Origin of the sequence: Ilyomonas limi, from assembly GCF_005233845.1 — a bacterium.
Taxonomy (GTDB): domain Bacteria; phylum Bacteroidota; class Bacteroidia; order Chitinophagales; family Chitinophagaceae; genus Ilyomonas; species Ilyomonas limi.
Genome location: NZ_SZQL01000007.1, coordinates 246504 through 268700, shown reverse-complemented (window position 1 = coordinate 268700; position 22197 = coordinate 246504). Strand labels below are relative to the sequence as shown.

22 protein-coding genes are annotated in these 22197 nt (G+C 42.7%); 11 read left to right on the top strand and 11 right to left on the bottom strand.

From position 1 onward, the window contains the following. Positions 1–216: 216 nt before the first annotated feature. The 3 genes from FC093_RS11200 to FC093_RS11190 all read right to left on the bottom strand — a co-directional run bounded on the left by FC093_RS11200 (position 217) and on the right by FC093_RS11190 (position 4833). Positions 217–1953, bottom strand: coding sequence for a GMC oxidoreductase (locus FC093_RS11200; protein ID WP_137261862.1), 1737 nt, complete (start codon positions 1951–1953; stop codon positions 217–219). Between the two features lie 86 nt (positions 1954–2039). Continuing rightward, the gene (locus FC093_RS11195) at positions 2040–3719 is read right to left on the bottom strand and encodes a GMC oxidoreductase (RefSeq protein ID WP_137261861.1); all 1680 of its coding nucleotides are present in this window, start codon (positions 3717–3719) and stop codon (positions 2040–2042) included. 232 nt (positions 3720–3951) lie between these two features. After that, entirely contained in the window at positions 3952–4833 is an 882-nt protein-coding gene (locus FC093_RS11190; protein ID WP_137261860.1) for a hydroxypyruvate isomerase family protein, read from the bottom strand. Positions 4834–5145: 312 nt separating this feature from the next. Between FC093_RS11190 and FC093_RS11185 the strand changes: the two genes are divergently transcribed. The 5 genes from FC093_RS11185 (at position 5146) to FC093_RS11165 (ending at position 9703) form a co-directional block, all read left to right on the top strand. Then, positions 5146–6303 (top strand): Gfo/Idh/MocA family protein, encoded by a 1158-nt coding sequence (locus FC093_RS11185; RefSeq protein ID WP_137261859.1) that lies wholly within the window; start codon positions 5146–5148, stop codon positions 6301–6303. A gap of 144 nt (positions 6304–6447) precedes the next feature. Next, positions 6448–7503: a sugar phosphate isomerase/epimerase family protein gene (locus tag FC093_RS11180; RefSeq protein ID WP_137261858.1), complete on the top strand. Its 1056-nt coding sequence runs from the start codon at positions 6448–6450 to the stop codon at positions 7501–7503. Positions 7504–7523: 20 nt separating this feature from the next. Beyond that, entirely contained in the window at positions 7524–8018 is a 495-nt protein-coding gene (locus FC093_RS11175) for a c-type cytochrome (RefSeq protein ID WP_137261857.1), read from the top strand. Positions 8019–8215: 197 nt separating this feature from the next. Continuing rightward, positions 8216–8938 carry a nucleotidyltransferase family protein gene (locus FC093_RS11170; protein ID WP_137261856.1) on the top strand — a complete coding sequence of 241 codons (723 nt, stop codon included), beginning with the start codon at positions 8216–8218 and terminating at the stop codon, positions 8936–8938. 201 nt (positions 8939–9139) lie between these two features. Further along, the gene (locus FC093_RS11165; RefSeq protein ID WP_137261855.1) at positions 9140–9703 is read left to right on the top strand and encodes a D-glycero-alpha-D-manno-heptose-1,7-bisphosphate 7-phosphatase; all 564 of its coding nucleotides are present in this window, start codon (positions 9140–9142) and stop codon (positions 9701–9703) included. A gap of 3 nt (positions 9704–9706) precedes the next feature. On the opposite strand, the gene nudK is transcribed toward FC093_RS11165, so the two are convergent. Further along, positions 9707–10285, bottom strand: coding sequence for a GDP-mannose pyrophosphatase NudK (nudK, locus tag FC093_RS11160; protein WP_137261854.1), 579 nt, complete (start codon positions 10283–10285; stop codon positions 9707–9709). A 198-nt stretch (positions 10286–10483) separates the two neighbouring features. Between nudK and nth the strand changes: the two genes are divergently transcribed. The 3 genes from nth (at position 10484) to FC093_RS11145 (ending at position 13243) form a co-directional block, all read left to right on the top strand. Beyond that, positions 10484–11152 carry an endonuclease III gene (nth, locus tag FC093_RS11155; RefSeq protein WP_137261853.1) on the top strand — a complete coding sequence of 223 codons (669 nt, stop codon included), beginning with the start codon at positions 10484–10486 and terminating at the stop codon, positions 11150–11152. Between the two features lie 18 nt (positions 11153–11170). Next, entirely contained in the window at positions 11171–12058 is an 888-nt protein-coding gene (locus tag FC093_RS11150) for a DUF6089 family protein (protein ID WP_137261852.1), read from the top strand. A 297-nt stretch (positions 12059–12355) separates the two neighbouring features. Beyond that, positions 12356–13243, top strand: a complete 888-nt coding sequence (locus FC093_RS11145; RefSeq protein ID WP_137261851.1) for a DUF6089 family protein — start codon at positions 12356–12358, stop codon at positions 13241–13243. 322 nt (positions 13244–13565) lie between these two features. Here the strand turns inward: FC093_RS11145 and atpA are convergent, their stop codons facing one another. The 5 genes from atpA to atpB all read right to left on the bottom strand — a co-directional run bounded on the left by atpA (position 13566) and on the right by atpB (position 17978). Then, on the bottom strand, positions 13566–15143 hold the full coding sequence (gene atpA, locus FC093_RS11140) for a F0F1 ATP synthase subunit alpha (RefSeq protein WP_137261850.1): 1578 nt from the start codon (positions 15141–15143) through the stop codon (positions 13566–13568). A 76-nt stretch (positions 15144–15219) separates the two neighbouring features. Next, positions 15220–15783, bottom strand: a complete 564-nt coding sequence (atpH, locus tag FC093_RS11135; RefSeq protein ID WP_137261849.1) for an ATP synthase F1 subunit delta — start codon at positions 15781–15783, stop codon at positions 15220–15222. Positions 15784–15863: 80 nt separating this feature from the next. Continuing rightward, positions 15864–16358, bottom strand: a complete 495-nt coding sequence (gene atpF, locus FC093_RS11130) for a F0F1 ATP synthase subunit B (RefSeq protein WP_137261848.1) — start codon at positions 16356–16358, stop codon at positions 15864–15866. Between the two features lie 185 nt (positions 16359–16543). Next, positions 16544–16807, bottom strand: a complete 264-nt coding sequence (gene atpE, locus FC093_RS11125) for an ATP synthase F0 subunit C (protein ID WP_137261847.1) — start codon at positions 16805–16807, stop codon at positions 16544–16546. A gap of 40 nt (positions 16808–16847) precedes the next feature. Continuing rightward, positions 16848–17978, bottom strand: a complete 1131-nt coding sequence (gene atpB, locus FC093_RS11120) for a F0F1 ATP synthase subunit A (RefSeq protein ID WP_137261846.1) — start codon at positions 17976–17978, stop codon at positions 16848–16850. A 111-nt stretch (positions 17979–18089) separates the two neighbouring features. Here atpB and bcp point away from each other — a divergent pair, with 111 nt between their 5' ends. From bcp to FC093_RS11105, 3 genes are all read left to right on the top strand, one after another. Beyond that, a complete protein-coding gene (gene bcp / locus FC093_RS11115; protein ID WP_137261845.1) occupies positions 18090–18557 on the top strand; it encodes a thioredoxin-dependent thiol peroxidase in 468 nt (155 codons plus the stop codon). Between the two features lie 300 nt (positions 18558–18857). Next, positions 18858–19349 carry a YajQ family cyclic di-GMP-binding protein gene (locus FC093_RS11110; RefSeq protein WP_137261844.1) on the top strand — a complete coding sequence of 164 codons (492 nt, stop codon included), beginning with the start codon at positions 18858–18860 and terminating at the stop codon, positions 19347–19349. 105 nt (positions 19350–19454) lie between these two features. After that, entirely contained in the window at positions 19455–19661 is a 207-nt protein-coding gene (locus tag FC093_RS11105; protein ID WP_137261843.1) for a PLDc N-terminal domain-containing protein, read from the top strand. Between the two features lie 23 nt (positions 19662–19684). On the opposite strand, the gene FC093_RS11100 is transcribed toward FC093_RS11105, so the two are convergent. Both FC093_RS11100 and FC093_RS11095 read right to left on the bottom strand, forming a co-directional pair. Further along, positions 19685–20632: an isoaspartyl peptidase/L-asparaginase family protein gene (locus tag FC093_RS11100; protein WP_137261842.1), complete on the bottom strand. Its 948-nt coding sequence runs from the start codon at positions 20630–20632 to the stop codon at positions 19685–19687. A gap of 38 nt (positions 20633–20670) precedes the next feature. After that, positions 20671–21687, bottom strand: a complete 1017-nt coding sequence (locus FC093_RS11095) for a bifunctional heptose 7-phosphate kinase/heptose 1-phosphate adenyltransferase (protein ID WP_240743267.1) — start codon at positions 21685–21687, stop codon at positions 20671–20673. Between the last annotated feature and the right edge of the window lie 510 nt (positions 21688–22197).

Genomic DNA, 22197 nt, shown 5'->3' with positions numbered 1-22197 from the left:
GGACATACATAATGATACAATAAAACTGATACATTATGACTCTTATGGATATATTCACTCACTACATAAAGATAATACCAAAGGCAAAGCAGAGCTTCGCGGAACTAACCCCAAGAGATTAGAGTGCCAGCCCTTTCAAGGAAAGGAAATAATCTACATCTTGCATCTTAAATATTTCGCTACAGTTACATCATACATCTTATCTCTCAAATTCCATTACAGATTTCCTTTCTTCATTTCCCCGGCTGCATAGTTGGCTGCTCGTGCCGTAAGTGCCATATATAATATGGACGGACTTTGATTGCCCGTACTCGTCATGCAGGCGCCGTCAGTTACAAATACATTGGTGCAATGGTGCAATTGATTGTGCGCATTCAGCAACGAAGTCCTTGGGTCTTTACCCATGCGGCAGCCGCCCATCTCGTGTATATCTCTGCCCGGTGGCCAATGATTATCATATTGTACAATATTTTTCACACCAGCGCTATCCAGCATAGCGGCACCTTCGGTCAAAAAATCTTTTAATAAGGCTTCGTCATTGCTGTCATAATCTACATTAGTTACCAACAGCGGAATGCCCCATTCATCTTTTTTAGTACCGCTCAGCTTTACATAGTTTGTTTCTTTTGGTATCGTTTCGCCCTGGCTGTACATATATACCCGCCAGCCCAGTGGCTCAGTGATCGCTTCTTTATAGGCGGCACCAATGGTTGATGAGGCAATTTCATTTTCGCCACCATCAGCTTTTGCGCGGTATGCACTCATAAACGTAGTATAGCCGCCTACAAAATCCTTCTCTTGTTGCTGCAGGTTTCTAAAGTTTACCAGTATAGCATCCGTAGGGTTGCGACCATATATATACTTATCCTGAAAACCATCTACCGTACCATGCACGCTTCCGCGGTAATTGTGAAAAGCTACATATTTGCCCAGCAAACCATTATCATTGCCTAATCCACTTGGAAACCGGTTGGATGTTGAATTAAGCAGAATCAAATTGCTGTTCATCGCAGCCGCATTTACAAACAGGATGCGGGCGAAATAATCTGTTGTTTGTTTGGTATTGGTATCAATAATTCGTACACCAGCCGCTTTACCTTTCTGCTCATCATAGATAATGGAATGTACAACCGAGTAAGGCCGCACGGTTAAGTTGCCCGTCTTTGCTGCCCAGGGCAACGTGCTGGATACCGAACTAAAATAACCGCCAAAAGGACAGCCACGCATACACATATTGCGCGCCATACACTTTACCCGGCCTTGTTGTTTGTGTATTTCTTTTGGTTCGGTAATGTGTGCCCACCGGGCATGCACATAATCGCGGTTATAGTGCTGCTTAATGCTTTGCTTCAAATGTTGCTCTACTGCGTTCAACTCAAATGGTGGTAAAAATTCGCCATCGGGCATTGCTTCCAGTCCGTCTTTATTACCACAGATACCGATAAACTCTTCTACGTGCGAGTACCACGGAGCTATTTCTTTATAATCAATCGGCCACTCAATACCATAGCCAAAACGGGCAGGATTTTTAAATTCAAAATCGCTCCAGCGCTGTGTGGCTCTCCCCCAGATGATAGATTTGCCACCTACCTGATAGCCGCGTATCCAGTCGAATGGCTTGTCCTGCACATAAGGATGGTCTTTATCTTTTATAAAAAAATGCGCTGTATCTTCTCCAAAGCCTGCTGCGGTAGTAATGAGCGGGTTTTCATCTATAAACTTTTTGGGCATTTGCCCGCGGTGCTTAAACTCCCAGGGCGCCATGTTGGCTGTAGGATAATCTTTGATGTGTTGTACATCGCGGCCTCTCTCCAGCACCAGGGTTTTCAATCCCAATTCGCACAATTCTTTAGCAGCCCAGCCACCACTAATACCCGAACCAATGACGATAGCATCAAACGTGTTTTTTGCTACGCCGCCGGCATTAATATTCACCTGCAAAGAATCGCCCATGTTATTGTCAATTGGAAATCATTAATTGTTGATTGAGGAATTGCTTTTATGCAGCAAATCAATTAACAATTAATGATTCAAAAATATTAGAGGTTCATTTTTTTAAGTTCACTCACTGCGTGGTCGGCAGCTCTTGCGGTCATAGCCATATAGGTGAGTGATGGGTTTACACAGTTGGCGCTGGTCATAAAGGCGCCATCTGTTACATATACGTTGGGTGCATCCCATATCTGGTTATTGCTATTGAGCACCGATGTTTTAGGATCTTTACCCATGCGTGCTGTACCCATTTCGTGAATGCCACGGCCTAATACCGCGTCATGGTCGTAACCTTTTACATCTTTTACGCCCATTGCAGTCAGCATTTCTATGGCATCGTTCTGTATGTCTTTGCGCATCTTAAACTCATTATCTCTCAGCACTGCGTCTATCGAAAGTACATTTAAGCTCCACTTATCTTTTGTATTCTTGTCCAGCGTTACCTTGTTGTCGTGATAAGGCAGGGTTTCACCAAAGCCTCCAAGTCCCATTGTCCATAAGCCTGGTTCTGCCAATGCATCTTTGAACTCACCACCAATTTGCATCTCCGGTATTTGGCGGCTCCAGCCCTGCCGGCTAGCACCCCCCTGGTAGCCAAAACCGCGCAGGTAATCCCTTTTATCGCCAAACAAGTTGCGGAACTGTGGTATATACACACCATTGGCGCGGCGACCATAATAATATTTGTCTTCGTACCCTTCTACTGTGCCGCCGGCACCTACGTTCAGGTGGTGGTCCATTACATTATGCCCCAACTCGCCGCTACTGCTGCCCAAACCGTCAGGCCATACATCGGTAGCAGAGTTCATCAGTATCCAGGCACTGTTGAGTGCACTGGCGTTGAGGAATACGATTTTGGAATTATATACGTAGGTTTTGTTTGTTTGTGCATCGAGTACTTCTACACCAGTGGCGCGTTTTTTATCTTTATCGTACAGCACTTTGGTTACAATAGCCCACGGGCGCAGCGTTAATTTGCCGGTCTTAACAGCAGCAGGCAGGGTAGAAGATTGCGTGCTGAAGTATGCTCCATATGGGCAGCCCAGCCAGCATTTATTGCGGTATTGGCAATTGGTACGTCCGGGCAATGGCTCAGTAATATTGGCTGTGCGGCCGATAAACATAGCACGCTGTCCTTTATAATATTCCTTCAATCTTGGCTGCAATGCTTTCTCCACTACATTCAATTCCATGGCTGGCATAAATTGCCCATCGGGTAGTTGTGGTATATTTTCTTTAGAGCCGCTTACGCCAATAAATTTTTCTACGTAATCGTACCAGGGCGCAATGTCTTTGTAGCGGATGGGCCAGTCTACACCAATACCTTCTTTGGCATTGGCTTCAAAGGCATGATCGCTCCAGCGGTAGCTTTGGCGACCCCACATAAGCGAGCGGCCACCTACATGATAGCCACGAAACCAGTCGAAGCGGTGTACTTCAGTATAAGGGCTTTCTTTTTCGTTTACCCAATAGTCGAGGTTTGTTTCATTCAGCGGATAGTCACGGTTGAGTACCGGGTAGTCTTTAATCATTTGCTGGGTTTTGCTGCCACGGTGCGGAAACTCCCAAGGTGCTTTGTTAGCATTTACATACCCTTTTATGTGCTCAATATTGCGACCGCGCTCCAGCATTAATACCGTTAATCCTTTTTCGGTAAGCTCTTTGGCAGCCCAGCCGCCACTGATGCCCGAGCCAACTACGATTGCATCAAAAACATTTTCAGCCATGATTTTTTATTTTAAAAGAAATGAGAATACAAGTATCGTTTTTTACTAAAGCAGTATTTGAGAATAAAGAAACAATGATAATTAACAGTGAAGAGAAAACAGAATAATGTAACGGATGCTTGCTGTTGACAGGCAGTTTGCTTTATTATTCTTATCCTATTATTTTCTTTCGGTGCATCATGCAACAGACATTGCTGTTTTTTATACAATTTACGATTGCTGTATTACTTTATTATACATCACATATTTCCACACACCTGCGGAGGGCTGCTAACTTGTCTTTTTCGGTAGGTATAAACTCCTGTGCCACATAGCCTTTATAACCGGTAGCCACTATGGCGCGCATTACAGCCGGATAAAAAAGTTCCTGCGAGCTGTCTATTTCGTTTCTGCCGGGTACGCCGCCGGTATGATAGTGTGCAAAATACTGATGCCTGTCGCGTATGGTTCTTATTACATCACCTTCATCTATCTGCATGTGATAAATATCATAGAGCAGTTTAAAATTGTCGGAGCCAATGCGCCGGCACAACTCAGTGCCCCACTTGCTGTTATCACACATATAATCCTTATGGTCCACCTTGCTGTTAAGCAGTTCCATCACCAGCACTACTCCTTTTTTCTCCGCTAAGGGTAATAATTTTTTGATACCTTCTTCGCAGTTTTTCAGGCCGGTCTCATCATCCATACCACGGCGGCTGCCGCTAAAACAAATCAGGTTTTTATAGCCTGCATCTGCCACCAGTCCAATGTGTTCGGTATAGTTGTCAATCAGCTTGGAATGATACTGCGGGTCGTTAAAACCTTCGGTAAGGCTTATTTCGGCGCCGTTGCACATAGGCGAGTCAAGCCCGTATTTCTTAAGTGTGGGCCAATCTTTAGGACCTACAAGGTCTATACCTTTCAATCCTATTTCTTTAGCGCCGGCGCACAGTTGGTCCAGCGGAATATCGCTGTAGCACCAGCGGCATGCTGAGTGATTAATGTTGCCTTTCAGTTTCAATTTTTTTACAGTTGTTTTTTTAGAAAAAGAAGATAGTAAAGTGTCGCCTGCGGCAAGCGCTGCTGAGCCGGCAAGCATGTTTTTAATAGCGGTCCTTCTGTTAGAAGACATACAGTATAATTACAAATCGGTAGAGTGAATAAAATAATCGCGGATAAATGTAATTATTATTTTTATTCGTGCCCCTTTTATTCAAAAACAGAATAATTTTTTTTAGCTGTTTGTTTACATGTTATAATTTTAAGCGCTTCTTACTTAAATACGGTGGCTCCAAATGAGGAACCGGTGAGGGTTGAAAAAATGATTATATATTGCCTGCCGTGTTTACATCCATAGCAGTCTTTTTATTTATAAAAGAATAAAATAAGCGAAACAGATTGCTGTACGCAACTTTGTATTATAGCTAAAAACCAAAAAACCTATATGAAAAGAAAACTTAGAATGGGCATGATAGGCGGTGGTAAAGGTGCTTTTATTGGTGCCGTTCACCGCCTGGCAGCCAACATGGATGGCTTGATAGAATTATCTGCAGGGGCGCTCAGCGAGATAAATGATATAGCCATAGAATCGGGAAAGATGTTATTTCTTCCTGAAGACCGTACTTATACTTCCTATGAGGAAATGATAGAAAAGGAAAGTAAGCTGCCCGAAGATGTGCGGATAGATTTTGTAAGTATTGTAACGCCCAACTTCGTGCATTTTGCACCTGCTATGATGGCGCTGGAACATGGGTTTAATGTAGTGATAGAAAAGCCCATGACCTTTAACCTGGACGAAGCCAAACAGCTAAAACAAAAGGTGGATGAGACCGGCCTGCTGCTTTGCCTTACGCATACTTACAGCGGCTACCCAATGGTAAAACAGGCAAAACAAATGGTTGCCGAAGGGGCTTTGGGCAAAATAAGAAAGGTGTGGGTAGAATATCCGCAAGGCTGGCTGAGCAAGCTAACGGAGCGCGAAGGCAATATGCAGGCTGCCTGGCGTACCGACCCAACCAAGAGTGGTAAGGCAGGCGCTATGGGCGATATTGGTACGCACGCAGCACACCTTGCTGAATATATTACCGGCAAAAAAATTACGCATCTCTGTGCCGACCTGAATGTAATGGTAGAAGGCCGCCGCTTAGATGATGACGGAAATGTATTGCTGAAGATGGAAGACGGCGTGCATGGCGTGCTGATGGCCAGCCAGGTTGCCGCCGGCGAAGAAAATGCTTTAAAAATTCGCGTGTATGGCGAAAAAGGCGGACTGGAATGGGCGCAGCAGGAGCCCAATACACTCATTGTGCGCTGGCTGGATAAGCCCACCGAGATTTTGCGCACCGGAACGCCGTGGGTGGGCAGTTATGCCAGGTTCAATGCGCGCACACCGGGCGGACATCCCGAAGGCTACCTGGAAGCTTTTGCTAATATCTACCGCAATTTTGCACTCACGTTATCTGCCAAAATAGAAGGTACGGAGCCACCTAAAGAAGCACTCGATTTTCCGCGTGTGGAAGAAGGTATCCGTGGTATGGCGTTTATAGATAATGTGGTGGCTTCAGGACAAAGTGATGTAAAGTGGACGGAAAATAAAGTGTAGAAGAAATTTTCCTGATTATAAAATTTTACTGAGGTTCGTGTCTCCACGAGCCCCGGCTGTTGAGAAACGTACTTATTAATTCACCAAATCAACGTCAATTATCATTTCAAAAACTCCCCTTCAGGGGAATGGGGGCTTTCACTTATGACAACACTTAAAGGACCTGGAATATTTCTCGCACAGTTTGCCGGCGATCAGCCGCCGTTCAATTCTCTAAAATCTATTTGTGAATGGGCTGCAAGTCTTGGATACGTAGGTGTGCAAATACCTACATGGGTTACCAGTTTTATAGACCTGCAAAAAGCAGCCGAAAGCAAAACGTATGCAGATGAACTGACCGGTATTGCCAATGAAGCCGGTGTCCAGATAACAGAATTATCTACACACCTGCAAGGACAGTTGATAGCTGTGCATCCGGCGTATGATGCTTTGTTTGATGGCTTTGCACCGGAGCAATACCGTAACAGTCCTAAAGCCCGCACCGAATGGGCAATACAGCAGTTGAAATGGGCCGCACAGGCCTCTAAGAATCTGGGCTTGAATGCACATGCTACTTTTAGCGGCGCGTTGCTGTGGCATACGGTATATCCCTGGCCGCAACGTCCGGCAGGGTTGGTAGAAACGGGTTTTAAAGAATTAGCTAACCGCTGGTTGCCTATCCTGAATGTATTTGATGAAAATGGAGTGGATTTGTGTTATGAAATTCACCCCGGTGAAGACCTGCACGATGGTGTATCGTACGAAATGTTTTTGAAAGAAGTAAACAATCATCCGCGTGCCTGTTTGTTGTACGATCCTTCCCATTTTGTACTACAATGTCTCGATTATCTTACTTACATAGATTACTATCATGAACGCATTAAGATGTTTCATGTAAAAGATGCGGAATTTAATCCAACCGGCAAGCAAGGCGTATATGGCGGTTATCAAAGCTGGGTAAACCGTGCCGGTCGTTTCCGCTCGCTGGGTGATGGACAGGTGGACTTTAAAAGTGTATTTAGTAAACTGGCGCAGTACGACTTTAAAGGTTGGGCAGTGCTAGAGTGGGAGTGTGCCCTTAAGAATGCCGAGGACGGTGCAAGAGAAGGTGCGATATTTATTAAAAATCACATTATCCGTGTAACGGAAAAAGCCTTTGATGACTTTGCGGGTACCGGCAGCGATGAAAACTTTAACCGTTTGGTATTAGGATTGCAATAAGCAATGCTAAACCGGATGTTATGAAAAAATTCATTGTTATTATAGTTGTTACTTCAGGATTGTTTGTGGCAAGCTGTGGCAATCAGAATGGAGATGAAAATAATCAGGTGAATGATACTACTCAGGCAAATAACCAATCGGGTAGTTTACCACCTGCTGAAGATAGCCTTGTCAATGCAGTGCCAAGTGGACAAGCATACGATTCAACAGGTTCGGTAACCGGACGTGGTGCATCGCTTATTGCCGGTAATGATTGCAAAACCTGCCATAATACGGAGGGGAAAAATATTGGACCTTCTTACCAGATGATAGCTGATAAATATGGTAATAGCGAGGCTATGGCCGATGAATTATCGTTAAAAATAATCAAAGGTGGTAGTGGCCGGTGGGGCACTGTGGTAATGCCACCGCATAACAATGTTTCAACAGCAGAAGCCCGGGACATGGCGAGGTATATACTTTCGCTCAGTAAAAATAACGGTGGTACAAATGATAGTACTGCAAGTGGTAAATAGCCGCTACTTGTATTCATTAGAATGATTTTTGTTCTTAAAAGGGCAGCACATTTCAAACGTGTGCTGCCCTTTTGCATGATACTGTAGTATTTTTGAAATGTTTTAAGGATTATTGTTGAATGCTATGATTAATGAAGGAAAGCCAACGATATTCCTTTAACAGGAACCAGCAACAAAAAATCATTTATAAATAATAAATGGCTGCATACAACACTTTAACATCACCCATTACAGAATGTGTTATACTAGCTGGTGGCTTGGGCACACGCCTGCGCAGCGTGGTGGCTGATGTGCCCAAGTGTATGGCGCCGGTGCACAACAAGCCTTTTCTTGCCTATATTATTGCTTACCTGGAATCGTATGGTATTGAACGTTTTATTTTTTCGCTGGGCTACAGGCACGAAGTGATCACACAATATCTAACAATGCATTTTCCCAGGCTGAATGCAGAGCTGGTGGTAGAAGAAGAGCCGCTTGGAACCGGAGGTGCTATTAAACTGTGTTGTGAAAAAACAGCCGGTAATAACGTAATTGTTGCAAACGGCGATACCCTGTTTAAAGCAGATATACACGTACTTGCCAAAATACATTTGCAACACCGCGCTGATTGTACACTAACCTTAAAACCAATGCACAATTTTGACCGTTATGGAGTAGTGGAATTGAAAGAAGATGATACTGTTAAAAGCTTTAAAGAAAAGCAGTTTTATAAAGAGGGTCTAATAAACGGCGGCTTGTACGCGTTGAACGTACAAAGTTTTTTGAACGAAGATTTACCCCAAAAGTTTTCTTTTGAAAAGGATTATCTCGAAGCGTTATACCATAAACGTACGATGATTGGTATTTTGCAGGATGCCTATTTTATTGATATTGGTATTCCTGAAGATTACGAACGTGCACAGCGGGAGTTGAGTATTTGATAGTTTATAAGTGTAATAGATAACCGGTTTGCGGGTTCACTTGTTCACAAGTTTAAGGTTTAAAGTCGGGGATAGAAGAAAGTGCAAGTTTTACAAACATCAATTATGCAATCTTCCCAAAGTGTGAACCCGTAAACTTGTGAATCCGCGAACTTCCAACATTAATTCACAAACTTTAACTATTGAGCATTTTTTGACAAAATGGATTTTACAAAAGTTGACAAGACCTGGACACTTTTTTTAGACCGCGACGGCGTAATAAATGAAGAAAAAAAAGGCTCTTATGTATTACATCGTGGCGAATTTATTTTCTACGAAAATGTGCCGCGGGCGCTGCAAATACTCTCGACAGTTTTTGGTATAATAGTAATGGTTACTAACCAAAAAGGTGTAGGTAAAAAATTAATGACGTTAGCCGATCTGGAAGATGTTCATCTCTACATGCAGGAAGGTATTACCGCTGCCGGTGGCAGAATAGATAAGATATTTTTCTGTACCGATTTGGATGATAACAGCCCTGACCGCAAGCCCAATCCTGGTATGGCTTTGCAGGCAAAAGAACTGTACCCGCAAATTGATTTTGGCAAAACTATTATGGTGGGCAACAAATTGAGCGATATGCGGTTTGGCCGCAATGCCGGTATGTTCACCGTATATATTGCCACCACCAACCCCGAAATTGCACTACCGCACGAACTGATAGATGCAAGGTTTGACACCTTGTACGCTTTTGCGCAGCAATGGGAGGCCAATAACCAGCAATAGGCATTATAACAGTTTGTGTAGCTGTGCGTACTGTAGCAGCATAATAGTCTTTGCATCTTTAATTGTTCCGCTATCCACCATACTAAGCGCTTCATTAAACGGCAACTCCATTACTTCTATATCTTCCTGGTCGTGTTCCAAGCCACCACCTGCTATTATTTTCATGTCTTTTGTATATTCAGCTACAAAAAAGTATAAAATTTCAGTTACCGAGCCCGGCGACATATATGCTTCAAACACTTTTTGCACGTGTGATATTTTATAGCCGGTTTCTTCTTCCGTTTCGCGCCTGATGCAATCTTCGGGGTTGTCTCTGTCAAGCAGTCCCGCGCAGGCTTCTATCAGCATGCCGGTTTCGTTGCCATTGAGATAAGTGGGTAGCCGGAACTGGCGTGTAAGTACTACTGTTTTTAAATTTTTATTGTACAGCAAAATAGTAGCACCATTGCCCCTGTCATAAGCCTCGCGGTGTTGTGTTTGCCATTGCCCGTTTTTCTTCAGATAATCAAAGGTTACTTTCTTAAGGGTGTACCAATTGTTAGATAAGATTGTAGTATTGGTGACTTTTACTTTTTCATTCATAATGTACAAAGTATCTGTTTATTTAAAAAAGCGCCATGTGTTTATAGGTTGAGCAGAAAAATGTTTAGATGGACGTATAAATCTTTACCGTATGTATTTATTTATCGCTAATTGTTTGCCATTATATATTATCCTAACAATTCATCCATCAAAAACGAAATTTCTGAATACCTGAACTTACTATTTTCGCTGTTAACTATGACACGAAAAGAGCGGTTTGATTTTATCATTAAATATTTTCAGGAACACAACCCCAATGCAGAAACGGAGCTGTTGTACAGCAATCCTTACGAGTTGCTGGTAGCTGTGATACTCTCGGCGCAGTGCACCGATAAGCGCGTAAATATGACTACCCCAGAGCTGTTCCGGCGCTTCCCCGATATGCCATCGCTTGCACGAGCCGATAAGGATGAAGTGCTGGTGTATATCAAAAGTATTTCTTACCCAAACAATAAGGCAAAACATCTGGTAGGGATGGCGCAAAAGGTCATGAGCGATTTTGGCGGTAATATACCTATGACCGTAGCTGAACTAATTACGCTGCCGGGAGTTGGGCGCAAAACTGCCAATGTGATTACATCTGTAGTGGATGCGCAGCCCAATATGGCGGTGGATACACACGTTTTTAGGGTGGCAGCACGCATTGGATTGACGGTAAATGCTAAAACACCTTTGGCTACTGAATTGCAATTGCTTAAATTTATACCGAAAGACCTGGTATATATTGCTCATCACTGGCTCATATTGCATGGCAGGTATGTATGTGTTGCGCGAAATCCCAAATGTGATATTTGCGGATTGAAGCCTGCCTGTAAATACTATCAGCAGCACCTAAAAAATACTACTATTGCCGATAATGCGTTATGATAATAAGTAATACCCTTTATGAAAAATACCTTAACTGCTACTTTTCTGTTACTCTTAACGGGCATTTCCGCAAGCGCCCAATACGGGAATACTAAACAACTGGTAGAAGAGTTTGGTATTTCGCTCAATGCCATGAACTGCAAAACCGATGTGGAAGGAAGAATAGCTGATCCGGGAAACTTTAGACCAAGTGCTGGGGTTTATGCCGGATTGTTATACAGGGAATTGCTGGGCTTGCGTTTGGAAGCAACATTCGGCACCATAACAGCTACCGATAAAAAGGCAACCAAAAAAGTATTTAAAAACCGCAATCTCAGCTTCAAAACCAACATTACCGAAATTAGTTTGCTTGCCGAGTTTCACCCTTTGAAGCTAAAACAGGCTTACACGCCGGCATTATCGTTTTATCTGTTGGCGGGCGTAGGTTATTTCTCATTCAACCCACAGGCATCACTCAACAATAAATGGATAGCATTACAGCCGCTGCATACGGAGGGGCAAGGCTTTCCTGAAACAGACATACCTAATTATAAATTGTCTCAAATCAATCTTCCTTTGGGCGGCGGCTTGCAATATAATTTATCTGAGCGCTTTGTTTTACGTGGCGAAGCGGTCTATCGCTTGTTAAACACCGATTATTTAGATGATGTAAGTAGAAAATATATTCGCCCTGTTTTGTTTGATAAATACTTATCTCCAACTGATGCCGAGCTTGCTAAGCGCCTTGCCGACCGAAGTGGAGAACTTACCGGGGATGTAGTTAGTAAAGCAGGTGAAAGAAGAGGAAACCCGCAGAAAGACGCCTATTATTCTATCAACCTTAAGTTGGGAATAAAACTGGATAAAGTAGGCAGCAACATAAGCAACAGGCGAGTAAGAAAAGCTATCGGTTGTTATAGGTTTTAATGAATAATTATGCAGATAGCCCGATGCTGCTTATCAATACTACTATTTTATTCAACGCATCTCCATATTGGCTCTCTTAATCCAACCAACACCTTTATAACTTATTAATATATACTCAAATATTCTTTGTGTATATCGCTCATCAATGGCTCGTATTGCAAGGCAGATATGTATGTATTGTGAAAAATATACAATGTGAAATTTACGGTCTGAAAGTTGCCTGTACTTTTGCCTGCGCTGGCAAGAGGTTGATAAAGCCAGTAAAACGCAGTGACGATCGTTACAACTTAAAAATGTATGAAGCAATTGATGAGCGTAGTGCTGCTACTTTGTGTAAGTGTAGTTAGCCGCAGCCAGTTTTCTGACAATAAAATATGGACAAAAGAGCTAGGATTTTCGATCAATGCCATGAACTGCAATACCGATATTGGTGGCCAAACAGTGGATGTAAAAAGCTTTAGACCCGGCGGTGGAATTTATGCAGCAGTGTTGTACCGGCAAATGGCTGGGGTGCGCCTCGAAGGTACGATAGGGCAGGTTACAGCTTCGGATGCGCGGCCCGGTGCCCGTAATATAAGAAAACGCAATCTTGATTTTACAAGTACTATAAAAGAAGTAAGCTTACTTGCCGAAGTTCATCCTTTAAACATTTTTTCTAAAGAACATACAACACCCGCGCTTTCGCCCTATCTCTTAGCCGGTGTTGGTTATTTTGGTTTTGATCCTAAAACAAAGCTGGACGGACAATGGATATACCTGCAGCCATTGCATACTGAAGGTGAGGGTTTTCCCGAAACCGGAAGGCCTAATTACAAACTGTCGGGCATCAACTTTCCGGTGGGCGGTGGCTTGCAATACAACATTTCGGAGCGGCTGGTACTGCGCGGCGAAGCCGTGTACCGCTTTTTAAATACCGATTATTTGGATGACGTAAGTACTACTTATATTGATCCTAATTTGTTTGATAAATACCTTTCACCCGATAATGCCATACTTGCCAAGCGGCTTGCCGATCGGAGCTATGCCATACCTGAAGAGGGTACCCGTACTCCCGGCTCCATTAGGGGCAGCACTAAAAAAGATGCATATTATTCTGTAAATATAAAACTGGGCATTCGGCTGGCTAAAAGTTCCGGATCTGGCAGAACATCGGGGAGGAAAGCGCAGGGCTGTTTTGCTTTTTAATGCTTGCAGAAATAGTTGCCTGTGCTTTTTAGAAGCGTATTCTTATGAGCAAACACCAGCATTTTTGTGGAACGAGCTATTTTGCTACCATACATTGTTTCTTACATCACATTTTTCAACAGTTGAATAAACGTTGACTTCTAAGCAAATACATATTTATCAACCGCAGAGAGATACAGGAATTGTTACATACAGAAGCATGGCAAAGACCTGTTCTGAGTTTCCCTGTGCATTCCTCTCAAAGCTCTGTGATTCATTTTTCCTCAAAAACAAAATGGCGCTGAACAAATCAGCGCCATTATTATTTCATGTAAACCGAAACTTATTTATACTGCGGCATAATGCCCTTGGCCAGTTCTACCATTTGCTTCAATCCATCGTCAGGCAGATTCCCTTTCTTAAACTCAGCCAGTACATTAGGCAATTTGTTTTGCATTTCCAGTAAAAAATGGTCTTCAAAAGCTCTTACATTTTTTACTGCTACTTCGCGCAGCAAGCCTTGTGTACCCAGGTAAATGATTGCTACCTGTTTTTCTACCGGGAATGGTGTAAACTGTGGCTGCTTTAATATCTCCACGTTGCGGGCACCTTTATCAATTACCGATTTAGTAGCCGCATCGAGGTCTCCCCCAAATTTAGAGAAGGCTTCCAGTTCGCGGTACAGTGCCTGGTCGAGCTTGAGCGTGCCAGCCACTTTTTTCATACTCTTAATCTGTGCATTACCACCCACGCGGCTTACAGAAATACCAACGTTGATAGCCGGACGAATGCCTGCGTTAAACAGGTTACCTTCCAGGAAGATCTGCCCGTCGGTAATAGAGATTACGTTTGTTGGAATATATGCCGATACGTCGCCAGCCTGTGTTTCAATGATGGGTAAAGCGGTTAAGCTGCCACCGCCTTTTACCAGATGTCTAATGCTTTCCGGCAGGTCGTTCATGTTTTTAGCAACATCGTCATTTGCGATGATTTTTGCAGCACGTTCCAGCAAGCGGCTGTGCAGGTAAAATACGTCACCGGGGTAGGCTTCACGTCCGGGCGGGCGACGCAACAATAAGGATACTTCACGGTAAGCAACGGCCTGTTTAGATAAATCATCATAAATAATCAATGCTGGTCTGCCGGTATCGCGGAAAAATTCGCCAATGGCAGCACCTGCAAAAGGAGCGTAGAACTGTTGCGGAGCAGGGTCGGAGGCCGATGCGGCTACAATAGTAGTGTAAGCCATTGCACCATTATCCTGCAATGTTTTCATCACACCGGCAATGGTAGAAGCTTTTTGACCAATTGCTACATAAATACAGTAAACCGGTTTGCCAGCCTCGTAAAACTCTTTTTGGTTGATAATGGTATCAACACAAATAGCAGACTTACCGGTTTGGCGGTCGCCGATTACCAGTTCACGTTGTCCGCGACCAATGGGAATCATTGCGTCAATAGCTTTAATACCGGTTTGCAACGGTTCTTTTACCGGCTCACGAAAGATAACGCCTGGTGCTTTACGCTCCAGCGGCATCTCGTACAATTCGCCGGTAATTGGGCCTTTACCATCAATAGGTTCGCCCAATGTATTGATTACGCGGCCGACCAAGCCTTCGCCTACTTTAATAGAAGCAATCTGACCGGTACGGCGTACTTTATCACCTTCTTTTACATCGCCCTGCTCACCCAGCAATACTACACCCACATTATCTTCTTCCAGGTTCAAAGCAATGGCTTTGGTACCGTTTTCGAGCTCTACCAGTTCACCGGAGCGAACGTTATTCAACCCATATACACGGGCAATACCATCACCCGCCTGTAATATGGTGCCTATTTCTTCCAGTTCAGCTCCTGCATTAAAGTTGCTAAGCTGTTGCCGGAGTATGGCTGAAATTTCATCTGGTTTTATATCTACCATTATCTATTGAATATTTAATATTGAATAAGTAATATAACTATCTGAAACTGTGTTACAAAAATTGCTTACGCAGTTCTTAACGGATATTATGTACATATACATTCTCCTGGAACTGCTTGCTGATGTCTTTTAAATCACGTGATATACTGGCATCTACCAGATTGTTATTATATTCCAAAATAAAACCACCGATGAGATTTGGATTCACTACGGTTTCCATTTCTATCTGATCAAAGCCCGTGTTCTTTTTTACTTTGGCAAGAATAGCATTTTTTACATCATCGCTCACAGGCACTGCTGTGGTCAGCTTAACTTTTTCTATGCCTTTTATCTCGTTGTACTGACTAATAAACGCGTTAATAATCTCCGGTAAGTCCTCTTCGCGGCCTTTACCCGTCAATAATTTGGTAAAAGTAGCCGTGAGCTTGCTTATTCTATCTTTGGTAATAGCGGTAATAATAGCATCTTTCTTATCTGCCCGTACTACCGGGCTGCGCAACAGGTTTACAAAGTCGCGGTTGCTTTTACAAATGCTTTGCAGAAACTGCATGTCTTTATATACCGCTTCCAGTTCTCCTCTCTCCTGTGCTAGGCCAATGAGGCTTTTGGCATATCGTGTAGCTAATCGTGGATTAGGCATTAATGAAAATTTACAAGTATTTAAGTTACAGAGTACAAGCTGGTATACTTGTATCTTGTTTTCTTGATTCTGCTTTCTTTTTAACTCAATTGTACATCATCGGCCAGTTGCCTGATGTAAGCTTCCTGCTGGGCTTTATTATCAAGCTGCTTGCGCAATACTTTTTCAGCTACTTCTATCACCAGCTTGCCCACCTGATTTTTTACATCTATCAAGGCAGCATTTTTTTGCTGGTCTATAGCTGCTTGTGCATCAGCTACAATGCGGTCGTATTCGCTTTTCGCTTTGCCTTGTGCATCAGCCACCATTTTATCGGCAGTTTCTTTTGCCTCTTTTATCATCGCTGCTCTTTCTTCGCGTGCTTTGGCAATCAGCACTTCATTTTCGCTTTTCAGAGCGGCCATTTCTGCCTTTACTTTTTCGGCAGAAGCAATGGCATCAGCAATATTGGTTTCCCGGTCTTTCAATCCTTTGAGAATAGGGGCCCAGGCAAATTTTTTCAATATTACTAAAACAATAATAAACGCAATGAGCGTCCATATCAGCAAGCCTAAGCCAGGTTGTAAGAGTGCCATATTTGTGTTGTCGCCCCAGCCCTAAAGGGAGCTAAAGCACTGTTTATTATTTAAATTAAAAGTTTGATTCAATTCAATAATCATTCCCCATTCTACTTAACTGCAAAGATTGGGGCTTTGTCTTAAGGATTATTGCACCCTCCGCCCTGTGCATCAGGTGCAATAATGTATTGTGTGCTGCTATATTATTTCAATACAGCAAGGATACCTGCGATAACTGCGAAAAGGGCAACACCCTCTACGAAGGCAGCAGTCAGGATCATGTTTGCACGAATGTCGTTGGAGGCTTCCGGCTGGCGGGCAATGCTTTCTACCGCGCCTTTACCAATCTGACCGATACCAATACCGGCGCCGATGGCTGCCAAACCTGCACCAATTGCACCACCTAAGTGAGACAAAGAGAAATTAGCAGCTTCGCCTGCTTGCAACAAAATGGTCATTAATGACATGATGATTGTGTTTTATTAAGTGAAAAGTTGTATTAAAAATTTAAATGATCACCGGATCTTCTGCATGATCGTGCCCGTCATGATGCTCCCCCTCAAATGCCTGACCAATAAATACGGCGGTTAAATTGGTGAAAATAAACGCCTGTATAAATGCTACCAGTATTTCAATAAAATATAGAAAAATAGTGAAGGCAACAGACACCGGTATAAAGCCCCAGCCAACTGCCTGATTCATAGCGCCAAAAATAAATATGAGCAAAATGAAGCAGGTAATTACAATGTGACCGGCAATCATATTTGCAAATAAACGTATCATCAAAGCGCCGGGCTTTATTACAAGTGTACTAACTACTTCGATAGGGATTAAAATAAGTTTTACAGGGATGGGTACGCCCGGAGGCCAGAAAATATGACCCCAGAAATGCCGGTTGGTACTGAATACAATAACTATCAGCGAAATAACAGCCAACACCATCGTAAAGGCGATATTACCGGTAACATTGGCAGTACCCGGAATTAAGCCGACTAAAGTATTAAACAGAATAAAAAAGAAAACAGTAAGCAGGTAAGGCATGTATTTTTCGTATTTCACGCCGAGGTTGGGCCTACCCACTTCATCGCGGATAAAGGTGACTACCGGTTCAATCAGATTTTGTATGCCGGTAGGCGCTACGTTGGTGCCATGCTTACGGTATTTGCTGGCGGCAGTCAACAAAATCCAAACCAGGAGAATCAATGCAATAAACATTTGCACCACATTGCGGGTAAGGCTCAGGTCGTACACCTTTACAGTTTCGTCTGTATTGCCATTAGCATCCACCGCTACAATCTTACCTTCTTCGTTTTTGTAGCCGTTGTAAATGCCGTGGCTGTCGTGGTCGTGAAAGCGTGCGTAAGAAAATGCAGATAGTCCGCGTTGGGGAGAATATAAAATCACAGGAAGCGGAATAGATATTTCATGTTCTTCACCGTCACTACCTTTATAGGAGAAAAAGTGAAACTCGTGAGCGTCCATTACGTGTTCCAATATTATCTTGGCGGGGTCGAACGCGCCTTCTTTTGCCGTCTTTTTAGTATCTAATGGTTCCTGCGCATTGGCAAAATGAGAAAAAAGTACCAAAAAAACGCTGAAAGCCGCTACCAGAAAGAGTTTCAAGCTTTTAAAGCCCATATATTCCTGAAATTTTGCGCAAAAATAAGCAATTGCACCCTAAAAAAGGAACGTTCTACCGAAAATTGAAAAACAAATTTGTGGGGCTACTTTTGCTCAAAATAGCTTCCTATGGCAACCACCTTACACGAAGGGCAACAGGCACCCGATTTTACCGGCAAAGACCAGGATGGCAATACGGTTTCGCTGCACAATTTCAGGGGCAAAAAGGTAGTCCTTTATTTTTATCCGAAAGATGATACGCCGGGCTGTACTGCACAAGCCTGCAACCTGCGCGATAATTATACGGCTTTAATTAAATCGGGCTTTGTAGTGCTTGGAGTGAGTGCCGATGATGTAAAAAGCCATAAAAAATTTGAGAAAAAGTTCAACCTGCCTTTTCCGCTGATTGCAGATGAAGACCAGACCATTGTAAACGAATATGGTGTGTGGGGCGAAAAGCAGCTGTTTGGCAAGAAATACATGGGTATTATCCGCACTACTTTTTTAATTGATGAAAATGGAATTATCAAAAAGATGATAGATAAGCCCGATACTGCCAATCATACGCAGCAGGTGTTTGAGGCATGGCAGGCATAGAAACCTGCATACAAATACCGATGCCTGGCAAAAGGTTGTGGAGATCGTTTGCGAAAGATGTTGCAAATTGGTAGTATAGTTTTGCCTTTGCCGCTCTTGATAGTGCTACCTATATCTTTTGCATTGTTTATCTTTACTAAACATAATAAGTTCGGAACAGACTGTCATTTCGAATGGCGAGACACCATCCTATAGAAGGTTATCAATGGGGACACCCCCGATAATCTGAATTTGAGTAATATTGTACTTAAAACCTGTTCTTGTAAATATTTCATATTCAATTTAAAATAGTTAACAGCTATGCCTTCTTTTGATATTGCCAGCAAAGTGGATTTGCAAACGTTGGACAACGCTATTAATACGGTAAAAAAAGAAATCAGCAACCGTTTCGACTTTAAAGATTCGCCGGTGGTGATTGATTTAAACAAAAAAGATTATATCGTGCACCTCGAAGTGGAAAGCGATATGAAGATGAAGCAGGTAATAGATGTGCTCATCAGCCGCGCGATGAAGCAAGGTATTGATGCTGCTGCTTTTAACTTTGATAAAGATGCGTATCCAAGCGGTAAAGTAGTAAAAAAAGAAGTGCCCGTAACCAATGGACTGAAGCAGGATGATGCAAAAAAGGTTGTAAAAATTATAAAAGACGCCAGCCTTAAAGTACAAGCGCAAATAATGGATGATGTTGTGCGTGTAACCGGCAAAAAAATAGACGATTTACAGGAGGTGATTGCAAAGCTAAAGGCGTCTAATCTGCATTTGCCGCTGCAGTTTATTAATATGAAATCGTAAGGGAGAATATACAAGGTGCAAGTATCTTTATTAAAGCATTTACTTCAATATTCTGTATAAAACTGTAATATTAGCAGAACAATATACCTTTAAAAATAAACCATTATGGGAAATCCTGGATTTCAGGAACTGCTATTAGTTACTATTGTTTTAGTTCCCTTTATACTTTCTATATGGGCAATACTTGATATAGTAAAAAGTAGTTTTCGTGAAAGTACTAACAAAATTGTTTGGCTTTTAGTTGTTTTATTTCTACCACTTTTAGGCGTTATCCTCTACTTTGCTATTGGCCGCAGCCAAAGAGTGGCATAATAAAAACTACAAGCATGGGTGTTTTACCTGTACAACGCCACTTCAAACAAATCTTTATTATTCTTAGCAGCGCGGTACATGCCGGCACTGTTGAATACCATGGCAGCATTGCCTTTTGCATCTACGCCTATCATGCCGCCTTCGCCTTGTAGTTTTATCAGTTTTTCATTTACCACTTTATCCATTGCTTGCTGCAGGGTAAAGCCTTTGTATTCCATAAGGCAGCTCACATCATAAGCGGCTACGCTGCGGATGAACATTTCGCCATGACCGGTGCAACTGATAGCGCAGGTAGCGTTATTTGCATAGGTGCCACAACCAATAATGGGACTATCGCCAATACGTCCGTATTTTTTATTCGTCATGCCGCCAGTAGAGGTGGCAGCGGCAATATTGCCCTGTGCATCGCAGGCAGTAGCGCCTACAGTGCCAAACTTTTTATCGCGCATCAGTTCTTCCATGCGCTGGTGCGTATGGTCGAGCGAGTAATTATCAGAATCGCGGATGGCCTTCCATTGGTCGTATCGGAACTGTGAAAAAAAGTATTCGTCCGGCTCCAGCTTAATGCCCTGTTTAATGGCAAAATCGGAGGCGCCTTTGCCACTCAAAAAAACATGATTGCTGTTACGCATTACTTCCATTGCCAGTTCAATCGGGTTGCGCACGTTCCGTACACCGGTAACTGCACCTGCTTCCAGCGTGCTGCCATCCATAATAGCTGCATCCATTTCCTGTAAACCTTTCTTTGTAAAAACCGAGCCTCTGCCTGCGTTAAACAACACGTTATCTTCCATAACTACAATTGCTGCCTTAATAGCATTTACGGCAGAACCACCTTCTTCCAATACGGCAAAACCGGCACTTAAAGCATCTTTTAGTCCCGCCTGGTAAGCGGCTTCCAGCTCGGGTGTCATATCCTCCTTTACTATCGTTCCGGCACCGCCATGTATTACCAATGTGATTGTATTCATGCTCTTTTTCGAGTATTTGCGATAGGATAACTATATAATCAGTTCAACGATTTTCTACATTCAGCCAGCAACTGCTGTTTATTAATGGCAACTGTACCAACATGTGCACATACAACACCCGCAGCAAGACTTGCTAATGAAGCTGCCAGCAGCATATTTTTTTCGGCTGTGTACACTAGCGCAGCTACTGCAATAATAGTGTCTTCGCAGCCGCTTACGTCTGCAATATTTTGTGTGTGCGATGCAATGGTTTTAGCATAACTGCCCTTTTGAAAAAATAATTTAAAAGAAGGTAATGTAATGAGTGAAATTTTATGTTGCAACTGCTCGTGCAATTGTATATGCAATTGCTGCAGGTGTTCTTCAATAGCGTCATTACTCATTAGAGCAGACGAGTGTTCCAGGGCTTCTTTTAAGTCGGGCTTGAAAATAGTAGCACCTTTATAAGCAAAGAAGTTTTTATGCTTCGGGTCGGCAGCCGTTATAATTTTATGCTCTTTGCAAATGTTCATAATGGACGCAATGAGGCTTTCGGTAAGCACGCCTTTGTTGTAGTCTTCAAATATAATTACTGCCGGCTCGTACCGTTTTACAAAACTTTCAAAGGAACTCAACAATTCTTCCTCCTCCTCTTTAGAAATATCATTTGTAACTTCAGCATCTATACGCATCATTTGATGGTTGTGCCCCAATACGCGTATTTTGTTGGTGGTAATGCGTTTGCTGCTACGCATAATATACTTAGTATCAATATGTTCTTCCTGTAGCATGCTCACGAGCAGTTCTGCATCTTCATCTTCCCCTACAATGCTAAACAACGTTGTTTCGGCGCCGAGCGAAACGGTATTGAGCGCCACATTACCCGCACCACCAATACGGTGTTCTTTTTTTTGCAGTGATACAACGGGCACTGGCGCTTCGGGTGATATACGTTCTACCGCGCCCCACCAGTAAGTGTCAAGTATTACATCGCCAATAACGGCTACGCGCAGGTTTTCTATATCGGCAAACAGCTTTTCAAAATTCTGAATCGTTGCTTCTTCGCGCTCTATCATTGGCGTGGTTTTATACAAATGAAAAATGGTAAGCCAAATATAGCGATTTGAAAATGGAAGGGCGAAACTGCCATTAAAAACAGGCGGGGCGATTGCCGGTATGATTCTTAACCGCTATTTTTACGTACTATACTGAACGCTTCATGAATACTGCATCAACAACTAACTTGTTTATCACCATTGTATTATGGATTATTATTGTAGTGTTTTTAACGCGGTTTTTCAACCGTAATTATGTTCTTTCTTTAAAGAATAAATTATTGATTATCATTACCAGTTTTTGTATTACCTGTATTGTCTATTATGCGTTGGCAAATCTGCTTTATAAATTTTATTCTAATGGATTAGCGGTTTTGCTTTTCTTTTCTATACCCTTTCCGATTACTTATAGTGTTTCAGAGTTGTTGCGAAAGAAAGATGCGTAAACAAACGTAAAATTTAAAGTTGATGAGTAATTGAATTTGATATAAATATAATAAAAGCGGTAGTGTAATTGCACTACCGCTTTTA